The organism is Xenorhabdus doucetiae (assembly GCF_000968195.1).
GTDB lineage: Bacteria > Pseudomonadota > Gammaproteobacteria > Enterobacterales > Enterobacteriaceae > Xenorhabdus > Xenorhabdus doucetiae.
The window spans coordinates 1,742,205-1,765,745 of sequence record NZ_FO704550.1 but is presented as its reverse complement, the minus strand read 5'-3'; the positions used below and the strand labels follow the sequence as shown (position 1 = coordinate 1,765,745).

Annotated in this window: 20 protein-coding genes and 1 other annotated feature; of the genes, 5 read left to right on the top strand and 15 right to left on the bottom strand. The window is 38.5% G+C overall.

The features are described 5' to 3' along the window. Positions 1-60: 60 nt before the first annotated feature. Positions 61-183, bottom strand: a sequence feature (Phe leader region). The 15 genes from pheM to XDD1_RS08115 form a co-directional block, all read right to left on the bottom strand. Beyond that, on the bottom strand, positions 135-179 hold the full coding sequence (gene pheM, locus XDD1_RS20370) for a pheST operon leader peptide PheM (protein ID WP_198688755.1): 45 nt from the start codon (positions 177-179) through the stop codon (positions 135-137). Its footprint overlaps the feature before it by 45 nt. A gap of 138 nt (positions 184-321) precedes the next feature. After that, positions 322-678 (bottom strand): 50S ribosomal protein L20, encoded by a 357-nt coding sequence (gene rplT, locus XDD1_RS08180; RefSeq protein ID WP_010847342.1) that lies wholly within the window; start codon positions 676-678, stop codon positions 322-324. A 46-nt stretch (positions 679-724) separates the two neighbouring features. Continuing rightward, positions 725-922: a 50S ribosomal protein L35 gene (gene rpmI / locus XDD1_RS08175; RefSeq protein WP_006118955.1), complete on the bottom strand. Its 198-nt coding sequence runs from the start codon at positions 920-922 to the stop codon at positions 725-727. Between the two features lie 94 nt (positions 923-1,016). After that, positions 1,017-1,556 carry a translation initiation factor IF-3 gene (gene infC, locus XDD1_RS08170; protein ID WP_071827254.1) on the bottom strand — a complete coding sequence of 180 codons (540 nt, stop codon included), beginning with the start codon at positions 1,554-1,556 and terminating at the stop codon, positions 1,017-1,019. Positions 1,557-1,559: 3 nt separating this feature from the next. Then, positions 1,560-3,488, bottom strand: coding sequence for a threonine--tRNA ligase (gene thrS / locus XDD1_RS08165; RefSeq protein ID WP_045970248.1), 1,929 nt, complete (start codon positions 3,486-3,488; stop codon positions 1,560-1,562). Positions 3,489-3,827: 339 nt separating this feature from the next. Continuing rightward, positions 3,828-5,444 carry a hypothetical protein gene (locus XDD1_RS08160; protein ID WP_045970246.1) on the bottom strand — a complete coding sequence of 539 codons (1,617 nt, stop codon included), beginning with the start codon at positions 5,442-5,444 and terminating at the stop codon, positions 3,828-3,830. An 89-nt stretch (positions 5,445-5,533) separates the two neighbouring features. Further along, positions 5,534-6,790 (bottom strand): hypothetical protein, encoded by a 1,257-nt coding sequence (locus XDD1_RS08155; protein ID WP_045970244.1) that lies wholly within the window; start codon positions 6,788-6,790, stop codon positions 5,534-5,536. Positions 6,791-6,843: 53 nt separating this feature from the next. Then, on the bottom strand, positions 6,844-8,535 hold the full coding sequence (locus tag XDD1_RS08150; RefSeq protein ID WP_045970242.1) for a hypothetical protein: 1,692 nt from the start codon (positions 8,533-8,535) through the stop codon (positions 6,844-6,846). Between the two features lie 187 nt (positions 8,536-8,722). Next, on the bottom strand, positions 8,723-10,438 hold the full coding sequence (locus XDD1_RS08145; RefSeq protein WP_045970240.1) for a hypothetical protein: 1,716 nt from the start codon (positions 10,436-10,438) through the stop codon (positions 8,723-8,725). Between the two features lie 379 nt (positions 10,439-10,817). Continuing rightward, positions 10,818-11,066 carry a transposase gene (locus XDD1_RS20210; protein ID WP_071827253.1) on the bottom strand — a complete coding sequence of 83 codons (249 nt, stop codon included), beginning with the start codon at positions 11,064-11,066 and terminating at the stop codon, positions 10,818-10,820. After that, complete coding sequence (locus tag XDD1_RS20205; protein ID WP_052705662.1) at positions 11,056-11,355, bottom strand: transposase; 300 nt, start codon at positions 11,353-11,355, stop codon at positions 11,056-11,058. Before XDD1_RS20205 ends, XDD1_RS20210 begins: the two co-directional genes overlap by 11 nt. Continuing rightward, positions 11,349-11,822, bottom strand: coding sequence for a helix-turn-helix domain-containing protein (locus tag XDD1_RS08130; protein ID WP_045970238.1), 474 nt, complete (start codon positions 11,820-11,822; stop codon positions 11,349-11,351). The genes XDD1_RS20205 and XDD1_RS08130 overlap by 7 nt, the downstream gene beginning before the upstream one ends. A gap of 170 nt (positions 11,823-11,992) precedes the next feature. Continuing rightward, on the bottom strand, positions 11,993-16,141 hold the full coding sequence (locus XDD1_RS08125; RefSeq protein ID WP_045970236.1) for an inverse autotransporter beta domain-containing protein: 4,149 nt from the start codon (positions 16,139-16,141) through the stop codon (positions 11,993-11,995). A gap of 285 nt (positions 16,142-16,426) precedes the next feature. Beyond that, a complete protein-coding gene (locus XDD1_RS08120; RefSeq protein WP_045970234.1) occupies positions 16,427-17,443 on the bottom strand; it encodes a hypothetical protein in 1,017 nt (338 codons plus the stop codon). Between the two features lie 485 nt (positions 17,444-17,928). Beyond that, entirely contained in the window at positions 17,929-18,609 is a 681-nt protein-coding gene (locus XDD1_RS08115) for a transglycosylase SLT domain-containing protein (RefSeq protein WP_045970232.1), read from the bottom strand. 292 nt (positions 18,610-18,901) lie between these two features. Here XDD1_RS08115 and XDD1_RS08110 point away from each other — a divergent pair, with 292 nt between their 5' ends. The 5 genes from XDD1_RS08110 (at position 18,902) to XDD1_RS08090 (ending at position 23,490) form a co-directional block, all read left to right on the top strand. Beyond that, complete coding sequence (locus XDD1_RS08110; RefSeq protein WP_045970230.1) at positions 18,902-19,816, top strand: metal ABC transporter substrate-binding protein; 915 nt, start codon at positions 18,902-18,904, stop codon at positions 19,814-19,816. After that, on the top strand, positions 19,813-20,724 hold the full coding sequence (locus tag XDD1_RS08105) for a manganese/iron ABC transporter ATP-binding protein (RefSeq protein WP_045970228.1): 912 nt from the start codon (positions 19,813-19,815) through the stop codon (positions 20,722-20,724). Before XDD1_RS08110 ends, XDD1_RS08105 begins: the two co-directional genes overlap by 4 nt. Further along, positions 20,721-21,596 carry a metal ABC transporter permease gene (locus XDD1_RS08100; protein ID WP_045970226.1) on the top strand — a complete coding sequence of 292 codons (876 nt, stop codon included), beginning with the start codon at positions 20,721-20,723 and terminating at the stop codon, positions 21,594-21,596. The genes XDD1_RS08105 and XDD1_RS08100 overlap by 4 nt, the downstream gene beginning before the upstream one ends. Then, entirely contained in the window at positions 21,593-22,489 is an 897-nt protein-coding gene (locus tag XDD1_RS08095; protein WP_045970224.1) for a metal ABC transporter permease, read from the top strand. Before XDD1_RS08100 ends, XDD1_RS08095 begins: the two co-directional genes overlap by 4 nt. A 131-nt stretch (positions 22,490-22,620) precedes the next feature. Then, positions 22,621-23,490 (top strand): fructosamine kinase family protein, encoded by an 870-nt coding sequence (locus XDD1_RS08090; protein ID WP_045970222.1) that lies wholly within the window; start codon positions 22,621-22,623, stop codon positions 23,488-23,490. The last annotated feature ends 51 nt before the right edge of the window (positions 23,491-23,541 follow it).

The following is a 23,541-nucleotide window of genomic DNA, read 5'->3' as shown; positions in this document are numbered from 1 at the left end:
GATGGCCTTTAGTTGTTATCGATTATGTCCTCATGCGTTATCGATTAATGAGGCCATAAAAATAAAAAAGCCTCCACACCGGAGGCTCAAGCGCTATTTTTCGTTTCTTTTCTTACGCGCAAAGCCCCCTTATTTCAGGCGCTAAAGTAAAAAAAGAAACGAAAAAAGGCTAATTTCATCATGTTGTTCTTTCCCCTGTATCTCTTTTCTTTTGCAATCACCAATCGTAACCGAATTACGATGTGATTTGATCATATATTATAGTCAGCCACATTTTGGAAAAATGTAAAAGAGGGAGCAAGCTCCCTCTTTTAACCTGACTTATGCCAGAGCGCCCTTCGCTTTTTCTACCAGAGCAGCGAATGCTACTTTGTCGAATACAGCGATATCAGCCAGAATCTTACGGTCGATTTCAATCGAAGCCTTTTTCAGGCCGTTGATGAAACGGCTGTAAGACATGCCGTTCTGACGTGCAGCAGCGTTGATACGAGCAATCCACAGTTGACGGAATTGACGTTTACGCTGACGGCGGTCACGGTAAGCGTACTGACCAGCTTTGATAACAGCCTGGAAAGCAACACGGTAAACGCGCGAACGGGCACCGTAGTAACCTTTCGCTTGTTTCAAAATTTTCTTGTGACGTGCACGGGCAATAACACCACGTTTTACGCGAGCCATATACTTCTCCTATCGTCTCTTCTGAGTTCTAATCTAAAAAAATTGCTTATGCGTATGGCAGACAAGCAACAACCAGGCCCAGATCACCTTTGGAGACCATGCCTTTTGGACGTAAATGACGTTTACGCTTAGTTGATTTTTTAGTCAGAATGTGACGAAGGTTAGCGTGCTTACGCTTGAAACCACCGCTGGCAGTTTTTTTGAAGCGTTTAGCTGCGCCGCGTACTGTTTTAATCTTTGGCATTTTAATTTCCACTTCGCATTGTTGATTACAACGAACCAATCAGGCGAACAGGCTCCAGCCAGATTAACTGGAGCCTGTTACTTGTTTTGCCTGACTATTTCTTCTTAGGAGCGAGCACCATGATCATCTGGCGGCCTTCAACCTTCGATGGGAAGGATTCAACCACAGCCAGTTCACTCAGATCGTCACGGATGCGGTTAAGCATCTCAATACCAATCTGCTGGTGCGCCATTTCACGCCCACGAAAACGCAGGGTGATTTTGGCTTTATCGCCATCTTCCAGAAAACGAATCAGGTTGCGTAGTTTGACCTGATAGTCGCCTTCATCTGTACCAGGACGGAATTTAATTTCCTTGACCTGAATAACTTTTTGTTTCTTTTTCTGTTCTTTGACTGACTTACTCTTCTCATAGAGGAACTTGCCGTAATCCATAATACGACAAACCGGCGGTTCGGCATTTGGGCTGATTTCCACTAAATCAACTCCAGCTTCCTCAGCTTTTTCAAGAGCTTCCCTCAGACTGACAATACCAATCTGTTCGCCATCTAATCCAGTTAAACGAACTTCAGAGGCGCGAATCTCTTCATTAATGCGATTTGGGCGCGCCGGTTGAATTCTTTTTCCGCCTTTAATACCTTATTCCTCCAATTGATGAAGATTACGACTGCGTATTTCTGTCAGCAGTTTCTCTGTAAACTCACTGACATCAATGCTGCCTAAATCCTTGCCTCGGCGTGTACGAACGGACACTTTTCCTGATTCGACTTCTTTGTCGCCACAAACAAGCATGTAAGGCACTCGACGCAGAGTGTGTTCACGGATTTTAAAACCAATCTTCTCGTTTCTCAAGTCTGCTTTTGCACGAATGCCAGCGTCTTGAAGTTTTTTAACCAATTCCTGTACATAATCTGACTGACTATCCGTAATATTCATGATGACGACCTGCTGAGGTGCCAACCATGTTGGGAAAAACCCGGCATATTCTTCTGTCAGGATACCGATAAAGCGTTCCAGCGATCCCAGAACCGCACGGTGAATCATTACAGGAACCTTACGTTCGTTATTTTCACCTACGTACGACGCGCTCAGACGTGCTGGTAGTGAAAAATCGAGTTGCACAGTACCACATTGCCACGCACGATCCAAACAATCATAGAGGGTAAATTCAATTTTAGGGCCATAAAATGCCCCTTCACCCGGCTGATATTCAAATTCAATGTTGTTTTGGGTCAATGCTTCAGCAAGATCCGCTTCTGCCTCATCCCATTGTTTTTCCGTACCAATCCGTTTTTCCGGGCGGGTTGATAATTTAACAACAATCTTCTCAAAGCCAAAGGTTGCGTACACATCATAAATCATTTTGATGCAGCTACTGACTTCTTGCAGAATTTGATCTTCAGTACAGAAAATATGCGCATCATCTTGGGTAAAGCCACGTACACGCATCAAGCCATGTAAAGCGCCTGACGGTTCGTTACGGTGACAACTGCCAAATTCAGCCATGCGCAAAGGCAAGTCACGGTAGGATTTCAATCCTTGGTTGAAAATCTGGACATGGCCTGGGCAGTTCATCGGTTTTACGCAATATTCCCGGTTTTCCGATGAAGTGGTGAACATGTTTTCTTTATAGTTTTCCCAATGCCCTGTTTTTTCCCACAGGATACGGTCCATCATGAATGGGCCTTTGACTTCCTGATATTGGTACTCTTTGAGCTTCAGGCGGACAAACGTTTCCAATTCACGGAAAATTGTCCAGCCATCATTATGCCAAAACGCCATGCCTGGTGCTTCTTCCTGCATATGATACAGGTCAAGCTGCTTACCAATCTTACGGTGATCACGTTTTGCCGCTTCTTCCAGACGCTGTAAATAGGCACTCAGCTGCTTCTTGTCCGCCCATGCCGTACCATAAATACGCTGCAACATTTTGTTGTCGCTATTGCCGCGCCAATATGCCCCTGCCACTTTTTGCAATTTAAAGTGATGGCAGAAACGCATGTTAGGAACATGTGGCCCACGGCACATATCAACGTATTCTTCATGGTGATACAGGCCGGGACGATCATCGTGGCTGATGTTTTCATCCAGAATCTGGATCTTATATTCTTCACCACGAGCCGCAAATGCGTCACGCGCTTCTTGCCAGCTCACTTTTTTCTTAATGACATCGTAGTCTTTTTTAGCAAGCTCCAGCATACGCTTCTCAAGCAGCTCGATATCTTCCTGCGTCAAAGAGCGATCCAAATCAACATCATAATAGAAGCCATTATCAATGATAGGACCGATAGCCATTTTCGTATCCGGCCATAACTGTTTGATGGCATGGCCCAACAGATGTGCACATGAGTGGCGGATAATTTCCAGGCCTTCTTCATTCTTGCTGGTGATAATCGCAAGATTGGCATCCGTTTCGATTAATTCGCAGGCATCCACCAATTCACCATTAACACGGCCAGCGATACACGCTTTTGCCAAACCCGCACCGATATCACGAGCGACATCCATGACAGAAACAGCATGCTCAAATTGACGTTGACTCCCGTCAGGAAGAGTAATTACAGGCATTTAAAATCCTTATATACAGTGGTGACCCACACGAAAGATCACTTGTATTAAATCAAATTCATTATTAAATCAGTACGTTAGGAACAAGTCCTCGCTTCACTCCGCAAGATGTGTACATGTTTAAAGAAATAATTTCAAAAACATCGGGTACATTTGCCCTAACTCGTCCGACATACTATCACACAGAATCGGCGTTAAAATAGCTCTGTGAAAATATATTTACCTCCCATACAAATATTTCACTTAGCAGGAATTTAAAATTGCAATAATGAGAAAAAGAGCTGTATCTATATATTAAGCACCTCCTAATATAGAAACAGCCCAATTTAATTGTGGGAATTAATCACTTGTCATTATTTCATTTTTCCAATAATGACTATATGTCTTTTCATTGTTAACTGGGTCAATGATATAATATTCAAAGTAAATAACCCCTATTCCGCCATCAGTATATCCTTTCACATCATTAAGTTCTGGTGAATCAATTTCAATAATGATTGTCGACAAGTTTTCTCCTGGTTTATCTGGAACATGTGGAGCAACAACTTTAAATATTTTATTAAGGTTCTGATTTACTGATCTAACATACATTCTTAAATATATCTCTTTACCCCAAATGGGATAAGAGTGATCATTCTCATCATTAGTACACATAATTTTTACATACAATTGGTATCCACTGACAGAAGAGTTAGATACATCATTTTGGGTGATATCTTCATTATTGGGTTTTTCATCATCATCAGAGTGTTCAAGTTTAGGATCTTTTTTGATATCAGCATAACTGGAGAAAATCCTGGGCATATTATATATTCTTTTGACACTATCATCAGGTGCGCCCATTCCCTCTCCGACATATTTAACCTCCTGAGCCCCTGAATATATACTATTGCCAAAATCCGGTGCTATCACATAATAGAGCATTGAGTCTGTTTCAGATGGAAAAACTTCTCTTTTCATCACAAATGTATAGTTATAAGCACTTGAATTGTGCGAGACATCGGAAATCTTTTGCACTGGAAATATTAATCCTTCTGGGTCAAAAGAACCATCGTCTTTTTTCTTGTTAAAAAATAAAATTCTATCGGTCAAAGACGCATTAGGATAAGAATCAACCTGTGCGTCAAAAAATTTATCTCCGCCACCATCCAATAAACCTCCAGAGAGTTCAGGAACATATGGCTGTTCAGGTAAATCCTCGTCGCTGAGCGGAAGAATAGAAACCATATATATGGTACCAGAACGATATTCCGCGATCCCTTCGATTTTACTGATTAAATCCATAACAACAGGGGTGTCCATAACCGGATAAACACGGAATTTTACATTTCCATCATTATCACTATTAATAATTATTTCACTTTTACCCTGATAATTTTTGGGCTTGATAATTTGACATTTTTGACCTATTCCACTCGGTTCAGAGGTAATAATGATATTCCTTACAATATCCTCTTCAGCCTCAGAAAAAATATGGACAGGTGTGTTTTTAAGTAATTGACCAGTGGTATCAAATAATGTAGTGCTATAACTGATATAATGATCTTTGTTGTCGTCTATATTGTTATTATCGGGTGTTGCACAAATGCTTTTATTTTTCTTCAATTGGATTGAGCTTTTAACCAAATCCTTTGCATAATATTTTATTACTTTTTCAATTCCTGTGAGAGTAAAATGTATTTCATCTCCTGACGTTATTGAATCACTTCCTTTTACCTTACATGAAACCACCATATTATATGATTTACTATCCTGCTGAATATTAATTGGTTTAATTATTTCTATACTTTCAAAACCCTGAGGGTCTTTTATACCTATATTAAAGGATTGAGAAATTTTTCCTTTAGGTATGAGTTCTATATCGAGATAAAACTGCTGACCTATAATAACATCAGCATGTTTTTCAATAGATAAATTTAAATTATAATCTTCCAAAATCATATCGTTACCTAACATACCTTACCCCTTTTATAATTCTTTATTAATATATTATTAAAAGAAAAATTAATATTTGATAATGATTATTATTCATCTAAGAAATTGAATTACCATATGCCGGTCCAAGTTATACCGTCAGAACAAGCATCTCCGGCAAGTTCTCCTCCTGGTCTTACAGTATAAACATTGGCCTGCCAGATCTTGCCATAAGAAATATCCCCATAATAATTAACTTGAAAATCAAGATAAATATCTCCATTTTCTATATGACCAACATAATTAAAAGGAATGCCAAACAATAATGTTGCTGTATTACCACTATCTGGTTGAGTTGGCATTAATTTCGTTTTAGATTGATAAATCGTATTTGGATAACTGTTTACATATAAATTTAATGTGACTTCGGCACCAAGTGGAATTTTTGTTTTATCTTTATAATCATTCGTTCCTATAATTTTAACGAATAATGCTTCATGATGGGGATTATTACATCTGCTATCCACATCCTTCTCATGAATGGAATCATTGATAATATTTTTGTCGTCATTATAACCGTAACTATTATAAACGGTACAACTATCATAACTTCTCTCTAAGTTATCAATGGGTCGATTATTTCCTCCTCCAGGATATGTTATGCTTTGTGGATATGAAGAGCGAGCCAATCCCAGCTCATTCACAACCGTATAGAAAAAAGGCGTAACTTCATTTTCCTTAAATATGTTATAAGGCAGTGTTATATGACTATTATCTAATTCATTAACATCTCCAACAAAAAATGACTTTTGCACATATTTATTATGTGCAAAAAACAGTATTGTGTCATTTAATTTTGCATCAGGATAATTTTGAATTAAAAGAGTAAAGAAACTCGAACTGGGATTCACCCATAAATTACCATTATCGCCGATGATATCAAGCAGAGGAAGGTTTAGATCCTTTTTATTATTATCGATAATATACACTTTATTTTTTGAAGATATACGGTTTGTTACATTCATTACCATAGAATCAACATGAAATACGACTGATTTTGATTTCTTAGGATAGATATAAAAAATTAATTCTCCATCTGAATCGGAGGTAACAGGGAAATATTTCAGATTAGAAGAATTATTTTTAATTGTAACAGGTGTTGTTTTATCGGCATGATAGATATTAACCAAATCAAAATTGGCATGCTCTTTTTCAAGAATAACGACAGAAACATTAGGCAATGGTTTTCCGTCCTTATCCCGGATTAATGCGACTGCCTTGATATAATCACCATTAGGTGGAGCACTATCATAGTCTAACACTTGGAAAACATCTTTTTCAAAGTATATTGATATGGATTTTTCATCTATTGACAGATTATTTTTCATGTTATTTCCTTATTTATAATTTTACATTGCAATAATTAAAAATCAAAATCCTCTTAATTATTCGATAAAGGATCACACCCATCGTTATCATCGTGAGATTGATTGGGTAATACCGTATTAATTTTGGTACTCCACTCTTTGCTATACGTTTTAGAACCATCACTATTTTCGATATAATAATCGAACGAAAGTGTTCCTAACCCTTGGGAGAATGAAGGCCCCGCTCGGTTAATATCACAGTACGGGATATTAACCGTACAATGGCCTGTTTGTTTTCCCGGATCAGCAGCAGGTGGTAACTGGAATGGATAACTATTATGGGTATTTCTAGAATTTGATGTTTTCACATACACGTTCAAATATCCTTTACTGCCGAGCTGTGGTAAATTTTCGTTACTCTGTTCGCTAGTTCCCGTAATTACCACATAGAGTCCCGCCGTTCCTTTGGCACTTTGACCCGCTTTTCTCTGTTGGTTTATCATACTCAGGATGATGCCATGCCACTCAAAAGTTTCATTTTCTTCACTGTATACATCAATGGGGGGAGTTGCATGGCTGGTATAGACTTTGACTTTGTCGTAAACCCTGCCGTTAGACGAGTCGTTACCAACGTACTTTACTGTAATTGGATAAGATTTTCTTACTTCACCTTCTATAGAAGAAATAAGATAATAAAACTCAACTCGTTTGTTAACTGGTAACTCATTGTATGATAATTTAAAAACTCTGTTTGGCAATTCATTAACACTATTAACTTTATATATAGGTTCAAGTAATGTTGTTTTATTATGCACTCCACTTTTTATAAAAAACAGAATTCCATCTGTAGCATAAGCAGGTTGATAGGAAGGAATTTGAACATGAAAATATTTCGAAGAAGAGGTCAAATCTTGTTTAATTATGTTGCCTTCGCCCATTTCCTGTATCGTTGGGCTACCAAGTTCGAATGGGATTTTATGAGGAGAATTAACAATATATAGAGTATAAGCTTGAGTAAATCCAGTAACGTTAAGTATTGCCGTCGTTAAATCAAGCCTAGCTTGTGTATGTTCTATAGGATAAATACGGAATCTAATTTTTCCTTCTGAATCAGAATAAACGGTAATAAAATCAATCTCATTATAAGATTGAATCTCAATAGGTTGAGGTGTTTTATCATCTGTAGCAAAAACAACTAGATTTAATTTTTTTGGTTGCGAGGAAGATATAACTACAGCAACATTTTTCAATGGATGACCATGAGATCCAGTGATTGTTGAACTAACTAAAGCATATTCACTATTGGGATTATCAATACTATTATCACTCGTTGGCGTCACCATATAGTTTTTATCATAGTCAAACAAAATAGTCTTATCAAAACTGAATTGCTTTGCTGTATAGGTGATATGCAGAGGTGTTACTTCTTGCATATCTGATCCTGAACTAGAAATCGCATGAACACTATAATTTACTGGTTTTTCTGGCAAAACATCACTATTGATATTCAACAGAAATATCGCACTACCTCCAGTTTTATCTTTTATGGGTGTCCACTTAACATAATTTTTCACTTCAATTATCGTTGGATCACTTTTTATTGAAATACTTTGGATATCCTCAATCACTTTTTGATCTGCAACAAGCGTCACTGTCAGATAAACAGATTGGCCAATAATAATATCTGAGCCATCCAATATAGATACACAAAGCTCTCCTGGTAAACAGGATTTTGATAATTTTATTTCATTATTTTCAATGTTCATCTTTTCACCTTTGAATATATAAAAATTTAATTAAATACATACTATTATAATTAAATGAAATTAATATATGGTTAAAACCAGATAAGCTATTTGATGATACTCCAAGTCAAATATATTTACTTGGAGTATATAACATCGGAAACATTAATGTATACCCAATGTTTACAGATACTAATTTATCTGTAAACTAAGATGAGCACCCATAATATTCATCATCATCATATTCATTTGGATCCATAGTATTAATATCAACTTTCCAGGTTTTACTATACGCTTTTTCTCCAGTTGCTTTATCGGTTGTTGTATAATAATTAACATATAACCTTGAAGGATTATAACCATCTATAGGAAGAACTCCTTTAAGGAAACAGAATGGTATAGTAACTACTTGATATTTAATACTCCCATCTTGTTTTAGGTTCGTTAAGTCAAAACCATATTCTTTAGATACAAGGCCATTGGAAGATTTTATACTCACTTTTACTTTACCACTTTGATTAGGTTGCGGTAGATTTCCTATATTAGAAGCACCTGCAACCTTTATCATCACATATAATCCAGCACTATCTTTATTATTGTTACCTTCACCAAAAACTAATCCTTGACTTATCATGTCAAAAATTACGGCAGACGACTCAGAAATGGTGCTGTCTGTATCACTAGCCTTTATGGGAAGGTCTGCATAAGTAGAATATACAGTCACTTTATCATAAATTTCGTTTTTGTTTCCATCTGAAGAATCTTCATCTTGAATATACTTCACATTCAAAGACTCGGAATATCTGGGCTCCCCTTCTTGGGGGATTACCATATAGTATAACCCACCAAGTTTATTAGGTTCTAATTGATCATATGTGAAAGGAAATGGAGTGTCTCCTATTTTATTTATATCTCCAGTCCTATAAGTTGGAGATAATAATATTTTTTCATCTGTTCCATAATATTCAGTAAAAAATGCAAGAATGTCTGTTTCATAGGAATTATCATATTGATTAATTTCTACATTAAAATGATCTCTTCCAACGAGTTTCTTAAGTACTCCACCTTCTTCCATTTCATTTATAAAAGGATTATCCAATTGTCGATTATGAGAGTTATCAGGAAAGATACACATCGATGCTGTATATGTATCTCCTGTTAGATTTTGTATTGCTGCTATAAAATCAATTCTCGCTGGTTTACCTTTTTTAGGGTACGCACGAAATTTTATCTTCCCATTTTCATCACTGTTTAATATAATGGAATATTGGTGATTTCTTTTCTCTATAGGATCAATAAGATTAACATCTCCTTCTGAATCATCAGTTATATTTATCACCTCAGATCCAGGAGACAATTGATTTCGTTGTGTTGAAATAACAACCTGAGTATTTATCGCATTACCAGCAGTATCAAGGACTACTCCTTCATATATACTATAAGTGCTTGTCTTGCTAGTTATTGGGTTATCAGTAGTTGGTAATTTTATAAATTCATTTTCAGTTTTTAATGTAATTATTTCTTTCGGTGGATTTTTACTTATTTTATATGAAATAGGCAAAGAATTAATGTTAACTGGTCTTTCATTTTTATCATAAGCCATAACCTTAAAAGGTATTTCTGTGAGAGATTGATTATTATCGATCGTTAATAACAGTATAGAATGACCATGTTTTTCTTTACTTGTGAAATTTTTTACAAATGGTTTGTATATAACTTGATGAATAGATTTCGACTGATCTTCTATTTTAACTTTAGATATTTCAGATAGTATATTTGGATCATTCGTTTTAATGGTTACTATTAGATAAATGGACTGACCATTAAAAACAGTAGAACCATCCTTAAGCGATACTTCAATAGTAGAAGAACCAACTGGAGTAATAACAGCCCCACTTTTCAATACTTCTTTTTTCTCATTCATGTCATTTCCTTATTAAATAATTTTAGTAGTGTCATATTTAATTGTGAAATCCATGGTTATTAAACGCTATACTTATAACCCTTTGTCAAAATATCAATATAAACATAGAAACTATAATATTCTAATGAAAAAAAGTAATCACACTGAAAATTTATTGCATTTATCAAATTGGTTGCCATTCAGAATGTATATCGAAAATTTATGTTTTAATCAACAATTAATACACATAAAAAAACACACAACTATTATAAGTTATGATATTCCATAATTAGGTGTGGAATGACAAGTCTATTTAAACCACAGTGAAACTCTATTTACAAATACCCTAATAATATTATTATTGGTAGTAATTATAAAATCCAGATTAGTTATTAAGCACTCAAGAGAAATTAATTGCAAATTGGTTACCATAACCGCCCAATAACGTATTTAATTCATTCTCCATTGTCTCCTGAGTCCAAGTGATAAAACGTCGCCAATGGTATTTGGCTTGTTTCCAGACGATTTCAATCAAATTCAGCTCTGGGCTGTAGGCGGGAAGGTAGAATAAAAACAGGTTGTGTTCTCGTAACCAGCTATTTCTGATTTTTTCTTCAATCCCGTGATGGATACGCGCATTACCCAACACTAAAAATGTCAGGCGGTTGTCCCCCCTGTTGGGCGAGCTGCTCTAAAAAATCAATCACGTCATCTCGCGTGATACTGCCTGACGTTGTCTGGTAAAACAGCGTGTTATCCGTGTAATTTAACGCCCCCAGAACTGACCGCCTGTCATGCTCTTGAGGCTCAGTTTCATGGGGCTTACCCCGTGGACTCCATCCATATTGCACCGGAGGAGATGCGGCAAAACCCGCCTCATCAAAATAGACCAAACGGTAATGGCCTAACTGTGCTCCAGCCTTAATTTTATTCAGCAAGGCGGATTTGTTAGCAAACTCCGTTTCGTTACGCTTTTTTTAAGCGATAGACGGGTGCGTTTATAGGTGAGCCCCTGCTTTTTCAGGGTATTTGCCAGCGTTTCAAGCGTACAAGGCAGGGGCCCATGCTTTGCCTCAACGCACTGGGCTATCCGTGCGAGAGTTAGGGACTCTGCACAGGCAGCTTCGACCGCAGTGGCAATCATTTCAGGCGTCATAGCGAGATACCGGCCTCCAGCATGACCGCCTAATAATCCCGCTATCCCTGAATTGTGCCACATGTGAACCCAATTATAGATAACCCGGAGACTGCATCCTATTTCAGCGGTGATCTGGGACGGCTTGCTCCCTCTGGCAAGCATGAGCAAACCCGTTCCTCGCGTACGGATATCCCGGTGGGGATGATTCAAAGCGAGTTGTTGCAATGTTATTCGTTCAGGCTCAGAAAGTATTATCTTCGATTTCATAAGGACAGGCAGAAAATCAGGTTATCGTGTTATCGATTGTAACAGTAATGCAGATAGTTTATCTGATTAACTTAACATACCTAAAGAAATTTTCATAATAGTGATCGTTCGCAATCTTGTCTCCCGCACCTCACGGGACAAGATTTATTCCTATCATTTCGAAACGCTATTTAGCTAACATTATATACACACAGTAGATATCCTGACTGATTACCACTGACTTTTTGGTCACTGTGGAGGTCAAATAAATACTTAGTTGAACCTCCCGGATTAGTTGGAACAATAATTGAAACTTTTCCAGAAGGATCAAAAATATCTAATATTCCCCAATTAAAACTGTGCGGAAATTCCTTCGTTAAAGAAGTATTCCCATCAAACAAATCAATATCACTAACATTTTTTATCGCATTAGTTGGATCACCATTAGTACAGTCTTCATTAGAAGAAGTTGTAATCAAGTTGTTTGAAGAATTGGATAAAAAAAACTTTTTTATATTAAAATCATAACCATACCTATACTTAGCATTATTGTCTTTTTTAACGGTCATTTTCAAAGTTATTTTTCCAGATGGAATCAGGAAACTAATCACCCCCTTATCAGGCGAGTCAAGTTGACCAATATCAGCAATATCACCACCTGTAACCGTAACATTATCGCCAACTTTGGAAATCGGTTCTCCCGTTAATTTATCTACCAATTGTCCTTTCAATCCCTTGAACGCGTTATAAGGCCTATTTTGTTCTCTAAATATAATTCCATCAGGTTTTTTATCACTGAATACCTTAATCCATGCGTCTGTCTGAGTCACTGGCTCAAAAGCAACCGGCCCAGCTTCCTTAGAAGAAGTTTTCCCTCCATCCGGTGCCGATAAGATTACCTTCAAGCCATCAGTAACCTGACCACTATTAATATCACCAATACCAACATTACTGGTTAATGTAGCCGTAAGTTGACCGTTTTTGACTATATTATCACTTTTAATTTCCCACTCAGGCTTACCATTATAGGTATTAGGCTTAAGATCAAAATCCCACTTAACGTTTTCTACCTCATGCCCGTCAGGTAGCGGAGTACCGTCTGCCCTAACAACTTTTGCCGTATAAGTATAAGACGCATTGCCATTACCTTCTTTGAGTGTTTTAGTAGGATCAAAATCAGTAGTAAGACTAACTATCTTTACACTTTCTGGCTTAAATTCTACAGAATCAGCACATTCTTCTGTTACTGGAATTGCAACCGAATTTTGGTCAACAACAGCAAGGCACACGACTGCACCTTTCACTACAGGGCTTTTCTGCTTGCTCATCAGGTCAACTTGCAATGTTCCATCAGGTTTCACTGTCATTTCCCCTGCCTCTGACAACCAAGTATCTTGCGCATTCCCCTGTGCCACAGGCTTCAACTGCCATTTAAATTTAATCTCTTGCCCTGTATAAGGCTTACCATCAGCACCCAGCACAATCGCCGTATAGTGGTAAGCGTCTTGAGAATTCTTATCTGCATCCGGAGGAACTGTTCCCGTTGTTGGGGTAAATGTTGGTTTTTGAATGGTTGGCCATTTAAATTCCACATCTACAGATTTCTTTGTTGCAATACCTTCCACTGCGGCCTCTATCGTAACAGTTTTAGCCTGAGTACTGGTCAATGTTGTAGTCGCGTAACCCTGAGCATTGGTTGTACTGCTTGTTGGGTTTAGTGTTACGCCATTCTTATCGGACGTTATCGTCCAGTTAACGGTCTTATTCGCCTCCGGATTTTTACCCGTAGCATCATTCACTCTGACCGTCAGGGTAGAAATTTTATTCACCAATAGAGGACTTGCTGGTTTGACGTCTATCGCCGATATCTGTTCCGGTTTGAAATCTACCGCCTTTGCTTGAACGGGCTTGTGGTTTCCAATCGTGAGTGAAACGACAACCCCGTTGAATGCCTTATTACTGGTTAAGGTTGCGCTTAATTTCCCGTCTCCCTTTATTTCCATATCGGATTGATCCAAATTAAGCTCGCCAGCCCCTTGTGGAGAATCGATATTCCATACCGCATTCGTTATTTTTGTATTTTGAACAGGTTTTCCATCAACCCCGACAATAACCGCCGTATAGGTATATTTTTGCTGGCCATCTGCCGTTAAAGTCCCTGACGGATCAACCTGAATATCCCCTTTAATGTGATAATCTTGGGTAACTACAATATCCGCAGTAAAAGACACAGGATGTTCTGCTGGCACCGGTTTTTGGTTGCCAATTGCCAGTGAAACCAAGACATCCTTGATTGCCACCGTACTGGCCAAGGTTGCGGTTGCCGTTAATTTTCCCTCTTCATCTGTTGTAACATCGCCATTTGATGGATGCCAAATCAGTCCGGCTTGATCCTTATCTTTGCTCCAGTTCACATCAGCAATTTTCTGACTTTTCGCTGGGTTATTATTGTCATCTAAAATAACTGCACTGTAGGTGTAAGTTTGAGAACCATCGGCGATGAGTGACGGTACTGCCGGAGAAACGGTGACTTTACCCACATGAAAACTAGCGGGTTTTTCATCAAAACTGACCTCACCCACAAATTGCGGCGGTTGACCATCCAGTTGCAGGTACACTTTGACACCTTTATGTGGCTGAGTACTAATTAAGGTAGGCTTACGTTTAAAATGCCCATTCTCATCAATTTCAACTGCGTCTGATTGCTCCCAGTCAATAAACTGTAAGCCAGAATCCGCGCCGGTTTTCGGATCGGTTAGCCACTGAACGTGGTTAATAGTGGTATTTTTTATCGGTGTTCTATGGGCTGTATCAAAAGTAATCACCGGATTAAACGTATACCCGTCTTTTTTATCCCCCGTCGCCGACAATGGTCCTGCTGGGGTGAAGTTAGGTTCTTCCCGTTTTTGCAGCATAAAGGGGCGGACAATCACGCGCATTTCAACGGGTACTGATTTTTGGTTATTTTCCAGTTCAGCAAGGGCATAAATGGGGTAATTGTTATTTTGGTTGTCGCCGGATAAATATTTCGGCAGGGTGACGGTGATGGTATTACCGACACGGGAAGAGAGTTTGCCACCATGCTTGGCAAAATCTTCGTTCGTTGCCCAATGAATCTGCTTAACGGCAGTATTGGAAGATAACTTAACCGTAATATCGTGCTGCTCCTGACTATAACCCGTGATTGTTTCCGGTAAGAAGAGTTGAACGATGGGAATTTTCTGGTGATCAAGCACAATATTATTATTTCGTTCCACCAAATCATAACGGCTGCCCGCCAGTGTACGCATTGAGGCCACGTTTTCAGGTGATAATTGCACATTCAGGGGGACACCTAATTTATAACTTAAATTCGCCAAGAACTGGGTTTCACTGTGCCCGCTTCCCCCTTGTTTATAATCCACACCCAGAGTGAAGAGTGGGACAGGCGTATAAGTCAGCCCCAGTTTAGCCAGATTGGGGTTTTTCTGTTTAGTATCACGATTGAATAAGGTCACGTTGTCGCCAAAATATTGCTCATAGGCCAGTTTGGCTCCCAGATTTGGGTAAGCGGGCAAGAAGAATTCCCCATTAATGTCATAACCGTTGGCAGGGCGTTCATGGAAATCCTTAAAATTCCGTGAGTTTTGCCAATTACTTAAACGGTAATAGCTATTGGCGGAAAATTTAATATAGTCTCCCCATATTTCTCCCCCCAAGCCCAGACGCTGATTTTTACCCGTAAGATCGTAGTCATAAAAGGTATTCAGGCCATACATCCAGTCCTGATAAAAATAACGCCCGCCTAATCCCACGTTAATGGTATTTCGGCTGTCTTTGTTGCGATAACCCAGTTGAGAAAAAAACAGCCAATCGACTTTATTGTCATAAAGTGGCAATAATAAAGCGAGTGAATTATTTTTTAGAGTTCCTTTTCTATCCAGCCCAAAGTTAATTTTGGCTGTCCCAAATTGGGATAGCCATTTTTGTGTTTCGGAAGAGATGGTGCTGTTAAATTTGCCCACGGCGTAGGATTTGGCTTGTTCTGCCAGTTCTGAAGGTGAAGATGACAGGATATTGCCTGCCATTTGGATGTTTTTAGCGATAACACTTGGCGTATTAGGATATGATGCTTGGTTGTCTTTTCCAGAACTATTTTCTTTATGCGCATTCGAGTTCAGATATTTTTTACTTGATTCATTAACTCGAATGTCTACATTATCTTTCTTATCTGTTTCTGGCATGTATATTTTTGCAGATGCTAGATCTCCATCCGCAAATGAGTGCGTTATCGTATAAGGTATCAATAATGTGTAAAGAAAAAAGAATACAAATATACCCTTGCCAATATGTGATAACATATAAAAACACCTTAGATATTTTGATGTTAACTGAAATTTATGGCTACACTCACACCCACTCATTAAAATAGTTCGGATCTACTCCTATTGTGATACTAGCTGTATATTTTATTTTTGCGTTATTAAAAATAGTTATTGTGTGATAACTATTTTTAATAATGTATAATTTAAGATACTGATTATTTTAGGCAAGTCTTTACCTAGCCAAAAATAAAAACAAACCTCGTTAGGCTAAACGAGGTTTGTTAGAGACCAGAATCACTTATTTATATTTTACTATATATGTTATAGAACTCTCCTTAATATATGGGAGAATCTATATTTATTTCCATATATATCACCTACGGCGTAATCAATCAGAACCAACTGCCCCCGGTTTTCTTGTGCCCAATCAGAAGGAATATCTATTATTACCTGCTGTACATTGTCAACTCTTTGATAATTCGTCTGCCTCATTGTTTGACCTACCAAGCGAATCTCAACTGTTTGATCTAGTGTCATATCAGGATAACTTATAATTACTTGAATCGAGCCATCATAGAAATTGTAGTTAAGATTTGGCGCGGGTAAATCAAGATATTGCCCTTCAATCTCAAGGCTGAAAGCGCCTGAGTACCCAATATAGTTGTCGGACGTTCTTTCTACCGCAAACCGTATTTGCACTGTATCGCCTATATTGTCAATAAACTCCAGACGAGGAATATAGAATGTCAGCGGCGTAACTTCATTTACTGTCTGAGTTGGCGTTGAGTATGTAATATCTTTTCGACGCCCTTGCCACAAAACCTTGACAGTATGACCTGGAGCCATTCCCTCATAAACCGGTACATTGACTTTTAATTGATCTAACCGATAATAATCACCTTTTGTCAGCAGGTTACCTTGATTTCCTGTCGCTTCTGGAACACTGGGGAGACTATCAGATAAATTCGATGAATCTGAAAATACAAGATTAATATTCACCGCTGGTGAATCTCGTTCGTTCCCATGACTAATTATTTTATATTGGGCTTGATAAGATCCATATCGCGTGATTTCATCCACAGGAAATAGTAACGAATAGGGAGAAAAATCCTGTTTATCTGGAGTGATATAGTATGGAGTCGATGTTATAACACTACCATCATTAAAACGAAGATAACCAACGATTTCATCGCCAATTTCTTCATCAACATACTTTCCAACATTCATTAATAAATATCTATTCCCCATTACATGAACATCATGCATATTAATGGTATCCGTCCCATTTGCCTGAGGAAACACAGGTGGAGAGAGTTCTATTTTTGCTAAGTTTGTCATTGAATACCTCTTTATGATTTTTCTGCATTAGGATTTTTAATATTTTCGACAGCATTAACAACAGGAACTAAAATTACAAATAAAAATCTTGGATAAGTAAAGTTATCTTTTATATTACCATCTTATATTTTTTAGCTCTAATAAAATGATAAATATAGGTGAGATTTCAAACGTAATACCATTTATAAATCATATAATTGAATATTGTCATTAAAACATATTTAATATTCACCAACCTCAAAGGTTTCATATTTTTTCATCACTGCTATTAATATAAGAGCGCTATATAAAATGCCCTTTCCATAAAATTAATTCAAATCACTTTTTTCTATCGGCTGATAATTATTTTTTATTGAGCAGATTATTTTATTCAGGACATAATTTAAGCTAAAAATTATCAAGGGTATCTTTAATTAAATAATAATAATTAATATGGCTTCTAAAATATTTATTTCAAAATTGTAATATTTATGATTTACAAAGAACTATTGAATTATTCCAAACGCACGATAAGCATTTTTCACTTTCCATAAATAACGTGAAGCCTGTGGTGCGGGATGATTATTTTGCACATATTGATAGAACTCATTGGGTGTCATTCGATTAATTTTATTAATTGCTAACGTCCGGTTTGAATCAAACGTTCGCAATAATGCGCCTGCACCATTTACATAAGCGACTATCGTTGCATAATACAGCGTTTCCGGATTGGAAATACCTTCTAAATGCTGTTTTCTCAAGATGCTAATATACGCTGTACCAAGATCAATGTTGGTTTCAGGATCTTTCAACTCACGTACCGTTGGTTGCCCTGATTTTCCTTTCATTCTATAAGCATCCCGCCCGGCCGTGGACGCTTTGATCTGCATTAAGCCAACCGCATTCGATTTACTGATAACCTCTGGACGAAAACCAGATTCTACCTGAATAATCGCTTTGATAAGGGTTTCATCAATACCATAACGTTTTGCAGCTTTCTGAATAAAACTATCAAATGGTGTTGGTTCAGATTTCTTGGAAAGTTTAAGAGAACCAAAAACTGCATTATTGCTATCAGGCATACGCTTTGCTGTCGTTGGCCTATTAACATCCGATTGATGACCTTGTTGGCCTGCACATCCCGTCAGTAACAATACCAGCGCAATAGAGACGAATTTTAATTTCACACAACTTCCCCTAACTCAGATCAACCCGATAAAGCATATATAATTTTATTGTTAAACTAAAAATATTTTTTATTGTTTATCAAAATAAATCTCTTTGTTAATCATGGTTAACTCTGGACAAAATGCTGATTTTTTGTTCGCATGAGTCTGTCACTGCGATATCGATCAACAGAAATTTAAGGAGTATCTACGAATCTATTATCAATTTCATCCGCTATCTCCTTGACTTTATGCAAATGGTACTGATAATCATTATCAATAATTAAGTCTATGACAAGTAAGGTTTATCACAATGGACAAAAAACACTCGCTTTCTGCTTTTCCGATATTCAGCCTGGTTATTGCTTTGTTCACTATGACTTTATTCAGTCAGCAAGCGTATGCAGATAAAAAATTCAGGGTGGTGACGACATTTACTATTATTCAAGATATAGCGCAAAATGTCGCAGGGGATGCCGCAATTGTTGAGTCAATCACAAAGCCCGGTGCAGAAATCCACGATTACCAACCCACTCCCAAAGATATCATCAAAGCACAGCGTGCAGACCTGATCCTCTGGAATGGCTTGAATTTAGAACGCTGGTTCGAACGCTTTTTTGAAAATATGGCCGATATACCTGCTGCGGTGATAACCGAAGGTATTACGCCTTTGCCGATTCGTGAGGGGCCTTATAATAAAAACCCTAATCCACATGCCTGGATGTCACCAAAAAATGCGCTGATTTATATCGAAAATATCCGTAAAGCGTTTGTCAAACACGATCCAGAGAATGCTGAAATTTATAATCGCAATGCCAAAGCTTATGCAGAAAAAATAGCGCAACTGGATGCGCCTCTTAGAGAACGCCTTTCTCGCATTCCTGAGGAACAACGTTGGCTGGTAACCAGTGAAGGCGCTTTCAGCTATCTCACACAAGATTATGGTTTCAAGGAAGTCTACTTATGGCCGATCAATGCTGAAGAACAAGGCTCCCCTCAACAGGTTCGCCGTGTCATTGATACGGTAAGAGCCAATAAAATCCCGGTTGTCTTCAGTGAAAGTACGGTTTCAGATAAACCAGCAAAACAAGTCAGTAAAGAAACAGGTGCCCGTTATGGCGGAGTGCTTTATGTAGACTCTCTTTCCACTCAAAAAGGACCTGTTCCAACTTATATTGATCTACTTAACACCACTGTAGACACGATTGCAAAAGGATTTAATCAATGAATCGCTCATCGTTAAACCGCCCACCCTCATTTGGGCAGCCCCATTTAATTGTGGATAGCGCCACTGTCACTTATAACAATGGCCACACGGCTATTTACGATGCCAGTTTTAATATTACCGGTGGCACAATTTGTGCGCTGGTTGGCATGAATGGCAGCGGAAAATCCACATTATTCAAAACAATCATGGGATTAGTCACGCCTTCACAAGGAAAAGTGACCCTCAACGATCAACCTATCAAAGCCGCATTAAAACAAAATATCATCGCCTATGTTCCTCAAACTGAAGATGTAGATTGGAACTTTCCGGTTCTGGTTTCCGATGTTGTGATGATGGGGCGTTATGGGAAAATGGGATTCTTGCGCCGCCCCAGTAAACGTGATCATGACATTGTCAATAAAGCCCTTGAACGGGTTGGGCTGGCAGAACTGCGTGATCGCCAAATTGGTGAACTTTCAGGTGGTCAGAAAAAACGCGCATTTTTAGCCCGCGCATTGGCTCAAGAAGGGAGAGTTTTACTGCTGGATGAACCTTTTACTGGCGTGGACGTTAAAACAGAAAATGCCATTATTGATTTACTTCGTGACTTACGTGACGAAGGACATCTGGTCTTAGTATCAACGCATAACCTCGGCAGCGTCCCTGAATTTTGTGATCACGTTATTTTGATCAACCGAACGGTGCTCGCAAGTGGCCGAACAGAAAACACGTTTACTCAAAAAAATCTGGAAATGACCTTCGGTGGTGTCTTACGCCATATTAATCTTTCCGGCCCTGAATTACATGAGGATGACGATCCACGCTCGCTGACCGTCATTACTGATGATGAACGTGCTGCCGTCTTTTATGGACATAATCATCATATCCCACCACGGCAAAGTCCAAAGCAAAAGGAAAACCAGCCATGATGGAGCTACTTTTACAGCCATTCAGTTACAACTATATGGTGAAAGCGATGTGGGTGAGTTCCATTGTTGGAGCTGTTTGTGCATTCTTATCCGCTTATCTGATGCTAAAAGGTTGGTCTCTGATGGGAGACGCTCTCTCCCACTCCGTTGTACCTGGCGTAGCCGGTGCATATGCTCTCGGTTTACCTTATGCGGGGGGGGCTTTTTTTACGGGAATGCTCGCCGCCCTGTCAATGACACTGGTGCGTCATATCACTCGGTTACGTGAAGATGCGGTGATCGGTTTTATATTCTCTACTTTTTTTGCCGTCGGATTATTGATCGTTTCTTTAAACCCTACATCTGTGAATGTACAAACAATTATTTTGGGCAATATCTTGGGAATTTCTGATGAAGATGTTTTACAAGTTGAAATCATTATCGCCGTTTCTTTTATTATCTTAATGGTACTTTGGAAAGATTTGTTGGTTGTTTTCTTTGATGAAACTCATGCACGTTCTATTGGATTATCACCGTTACGGTTGAAAATCATTTTCTTCACTTTATTAAGTGCCTGTACTGTTGCTGCATTACAGACAGTAGGCGCTATTTTAGTTATCGCAATGGTCGTCACACCGGGTGCAACGGCTTATTTATTAACCGATAGGTTTAAGCACTTGTTAGTTATTTCTGTTGCCATCGGTTCACTCACAAGTGGTATCGGCGCCTATCTGAGTTATTTTCTCAATGGTGCAACTGGCGGTGTCATTGTTACCATGCAAACAGTCATTTTCTTACTTGCGTTTTTCTTTGCCCCCAAACATGGCATGTTAGCCTCCCGCAGACGAGCCAGAAAGGAATCTCTGGCGTTGATTCAGGAGCAACTCTCATGAACACATTTATTGAATTAATGACTGAACCTTTTATGCATGAATTTATGCGCCGAGCTATCTTTGCTGCCATGATGGTGGGAGCTGTTTGCGCAGTTCTCTCCTGTTACTTGGTTTTAAAAGGCTGGTCGCTGATGGGAGATGCCATTTCCCATGCGGTTTTACCGGGTATCGTGCTTGCTTTTGTAGCAGGGATACCCCTTGCAATAGGAGCGTTCCTTTCCGGTATATTTTGTGCATTTGCCACTGGGTATCTAAAAGAGCATAGCAGAATCAAAGAAGATACTGTTATGGGGATTGTTTTCTCAGGGATGTTTGCATTTGGGTTAGTGCTGTTTACTCGTATTGATACGGATCAACACCTGACACACATTTTATTCGGCAGCATACTCGGCATTACTCAACATGAATTGCTGCAAACACTGTGCATCGCAGGGATTACACTGGCTATTGTGTTGTTAAAAAGAAAAGATTTCATGCTCTATTGCTTTGATCCCAATCAGGCACGAGTAGTTGGTCTTCCCGTAAGACTTCTCCATTACGGATTATTATCGCTGTTGGCGCTAACCATTGTCGCATCCTTGCAAGCCGTCGGCATCATCCTCGTCATTGCGATGTTAATCTCACCTGGCATTATTGCTTTTATACTGTGCCGAAGTTTTGATCGCATGCTCATTGTGGCCATGGTTGCTTCTATATCATCCAGCGTGCTTGGAACGATCATCAGCTTCCATATTGATGGTGAAACCGGCCCCTGTATCGTCATTATTCAAGCCATTTTCTTTACTATTGCACTTATTTATGACCAAATAAAATTAGCTTGCAAGAAAGCCAACAAAGGATCGTTTGAAAAAATACTCTCCCAAACGACATCAATTCCAGAAAAATTAAACTAAAAAGAATAAAGTGCCATATCAAATTTGAGATATGGCCTTATTAATTTCCATTAAAATCCCTTTTAGCCTGTTCAAATGTTACATCTGTCTGTAATATAAGCACAGAAACTGTCAACTTAATGAGGTGAACCATGTGGCAAGCAGTGAACCGTCTATTAAGTGAGCATTTTGGTGACGCTGAAATTCGCGATAAAACGGAATTGACAGGGGGAGATATTCACCATGCCTGGTACATTAAATATGGTGAACAAGCTGTTTTTATCAAATCCAACATGAAAGAAATGCTGCCAATCTTTAAGGCAGAAGCAGAACAACTGGATTTACTGGCTCGCAGCAAAACAATCCGTGTTCCTGACGTTTATGGTGTCGGTCATGACCGCAACTCTAGTTTCCTGTTGCTGGAACATTTACCTATAAAACCCTTTAACCCACATAGTGCGTATCTTTTCGGTCAACACCTTGCAAGGCTACATCAATGGAGTGAACAACCTAAATTTGGTTTTGATTTTGATAACATGCTCGCAACCACCATACAGCCTAACGGGTGGCAAAAACGCTGGAATCACTTTTACGCCGAAAAACGCATTGGATGGCAATTGCAACTTGCCGCTGATAAAGGCATGGTATTTGGGGATATTAGCCAAATTGTCGAAATGATCGGTGATAAATTACATAACCATCACCCTCAACCTTCTCTCCTGCACGGCGATCTATGGCCAATGAACTGTGCATCATTGAACGATAATTGTGCAGTCACTTTTGATCCTGCCTGCTATTGGGGAGACCGTGAATGTGATCTGGCAATGTTGCCTCTTTACCCAGATCTTCCTTTACAAATATTTGATGGTTATCAGAGTGTCTGGCCATTGCCTAAAGATTTCCTTGAGCGCCAACCTATTTACCAACTCTATTATTTATTAAATAGATGTAATCTTTTCGGAGGCGATCATTTTATCTTAGTACAAAAGATAATTGATAATCTTTTATCCGAACAGGCATAAAAAACTTTGTTAATGTGGTAGTTAGAATTCATTACATTAAAAATATGAATT

Bases quoted from the DNA above. Each gene is read 5' to 3' on its own strand.
- rplT (WP_010847342.1), bottom strand. From the start codon at position 678: ATGGCTCGCGTAAAACGTGGTGTTATTGCCCGTGCACGTCACAAGAAA.
- rpmI (WP_006118955.1), bottom strand. From the start codon at position 922: ATGCCAAAGATTAAAACAGTACGCGGCGCAGCTAAACGCTTCAAAAAA.
- thrS (WP_045970248.1), bottom strand. From the start codon at position 3,488: ATGCCTGTAATTACTCTTCCTGACGGGAGTCAACGTCAATTTGAGCAT.
- XDD1_RS08160 (WP_045970246.1), bottom strand. From the start codon at position 5,444: ATGTTAGGTAACGATATGATTTTGGAAGATTATAATTTAAATTTATCT.
- XDD1_RS08155 (WP_045970244.1), bottom strand. From the start codon at position 6,790: ATGAAAAATAATCTGTCAATAGATGAAAAATCCATATCAATATACTTT.
- XDD1_RS08150 (WP_045970242.1), bottom strand. From the start codon at position 8,535: ATGAACATTGAAAATAATGAAATAAAATTATCAAAATCCTGTTTACCA.
- XDD1_RS08145 (WP_045970240.1), bottom strand. From the start codon at position 10,438: ATGAATGAGAAAAAAGAAGTATTGAAAAGTGGGGCTGTTATTACTCCA.
- XDD1_RS08130 (WP_045970238.1), bottom strand. From the start codon at position 11,822: ATGAAATCGAAGATAATACTTTCTGAGCCTGAACGAATAACATTGCAA.
- XDD1_RS08125 (WP_045970236.1), bottom strand. From the start codon at position 16,141: ATGTTATCACATATTGGCAAGGGTATATTTGTATTCTTTTTTCTTTAC.
- XDD1_RS08120 (WP_045970234.1), bottom strand. From the start codon at position 17,443: ATGACAAACTTAGCAAAAATAGAACTCTCTCCACCTGTGTTTCCTCAG.
- XDD1_RS08110 (WP_045970230.1), top strand. From the start codon at position 18,902: ATGGACAAAAAACACTCGCTTTCTGCTTTTCCGATATTCAGCCTGGTT.
- XDD1_RS08105 (WP_045970228.1), top strand. From the start codon at position 19,813: ATGAATCGCTCATCGTTAAACCGCCCACCCTCATTTGGGCAGCCCCAT.
- XDD1_RS08100 (WP_045970226.1), top strand. From the start codon at position 20,721: ATGATGGAGCTACTTTTACAGCCATTCAGTTACAACTATATGGTGAAA.
- XDD1_RS08095 (WP_045970224.1), top strand. From the start codon at position 21,593: ATGAACACATTTATTGAATTAATGACTGAACCTTTTATGCATGAATTT.
- XDD1_RS08090 (WP_045970222.1), top strand. From the start codon at position 22,621: ATGTGGCAAGCAGTGAACCGTCTATTAAGTGAGCATTTTGGTGACGCT.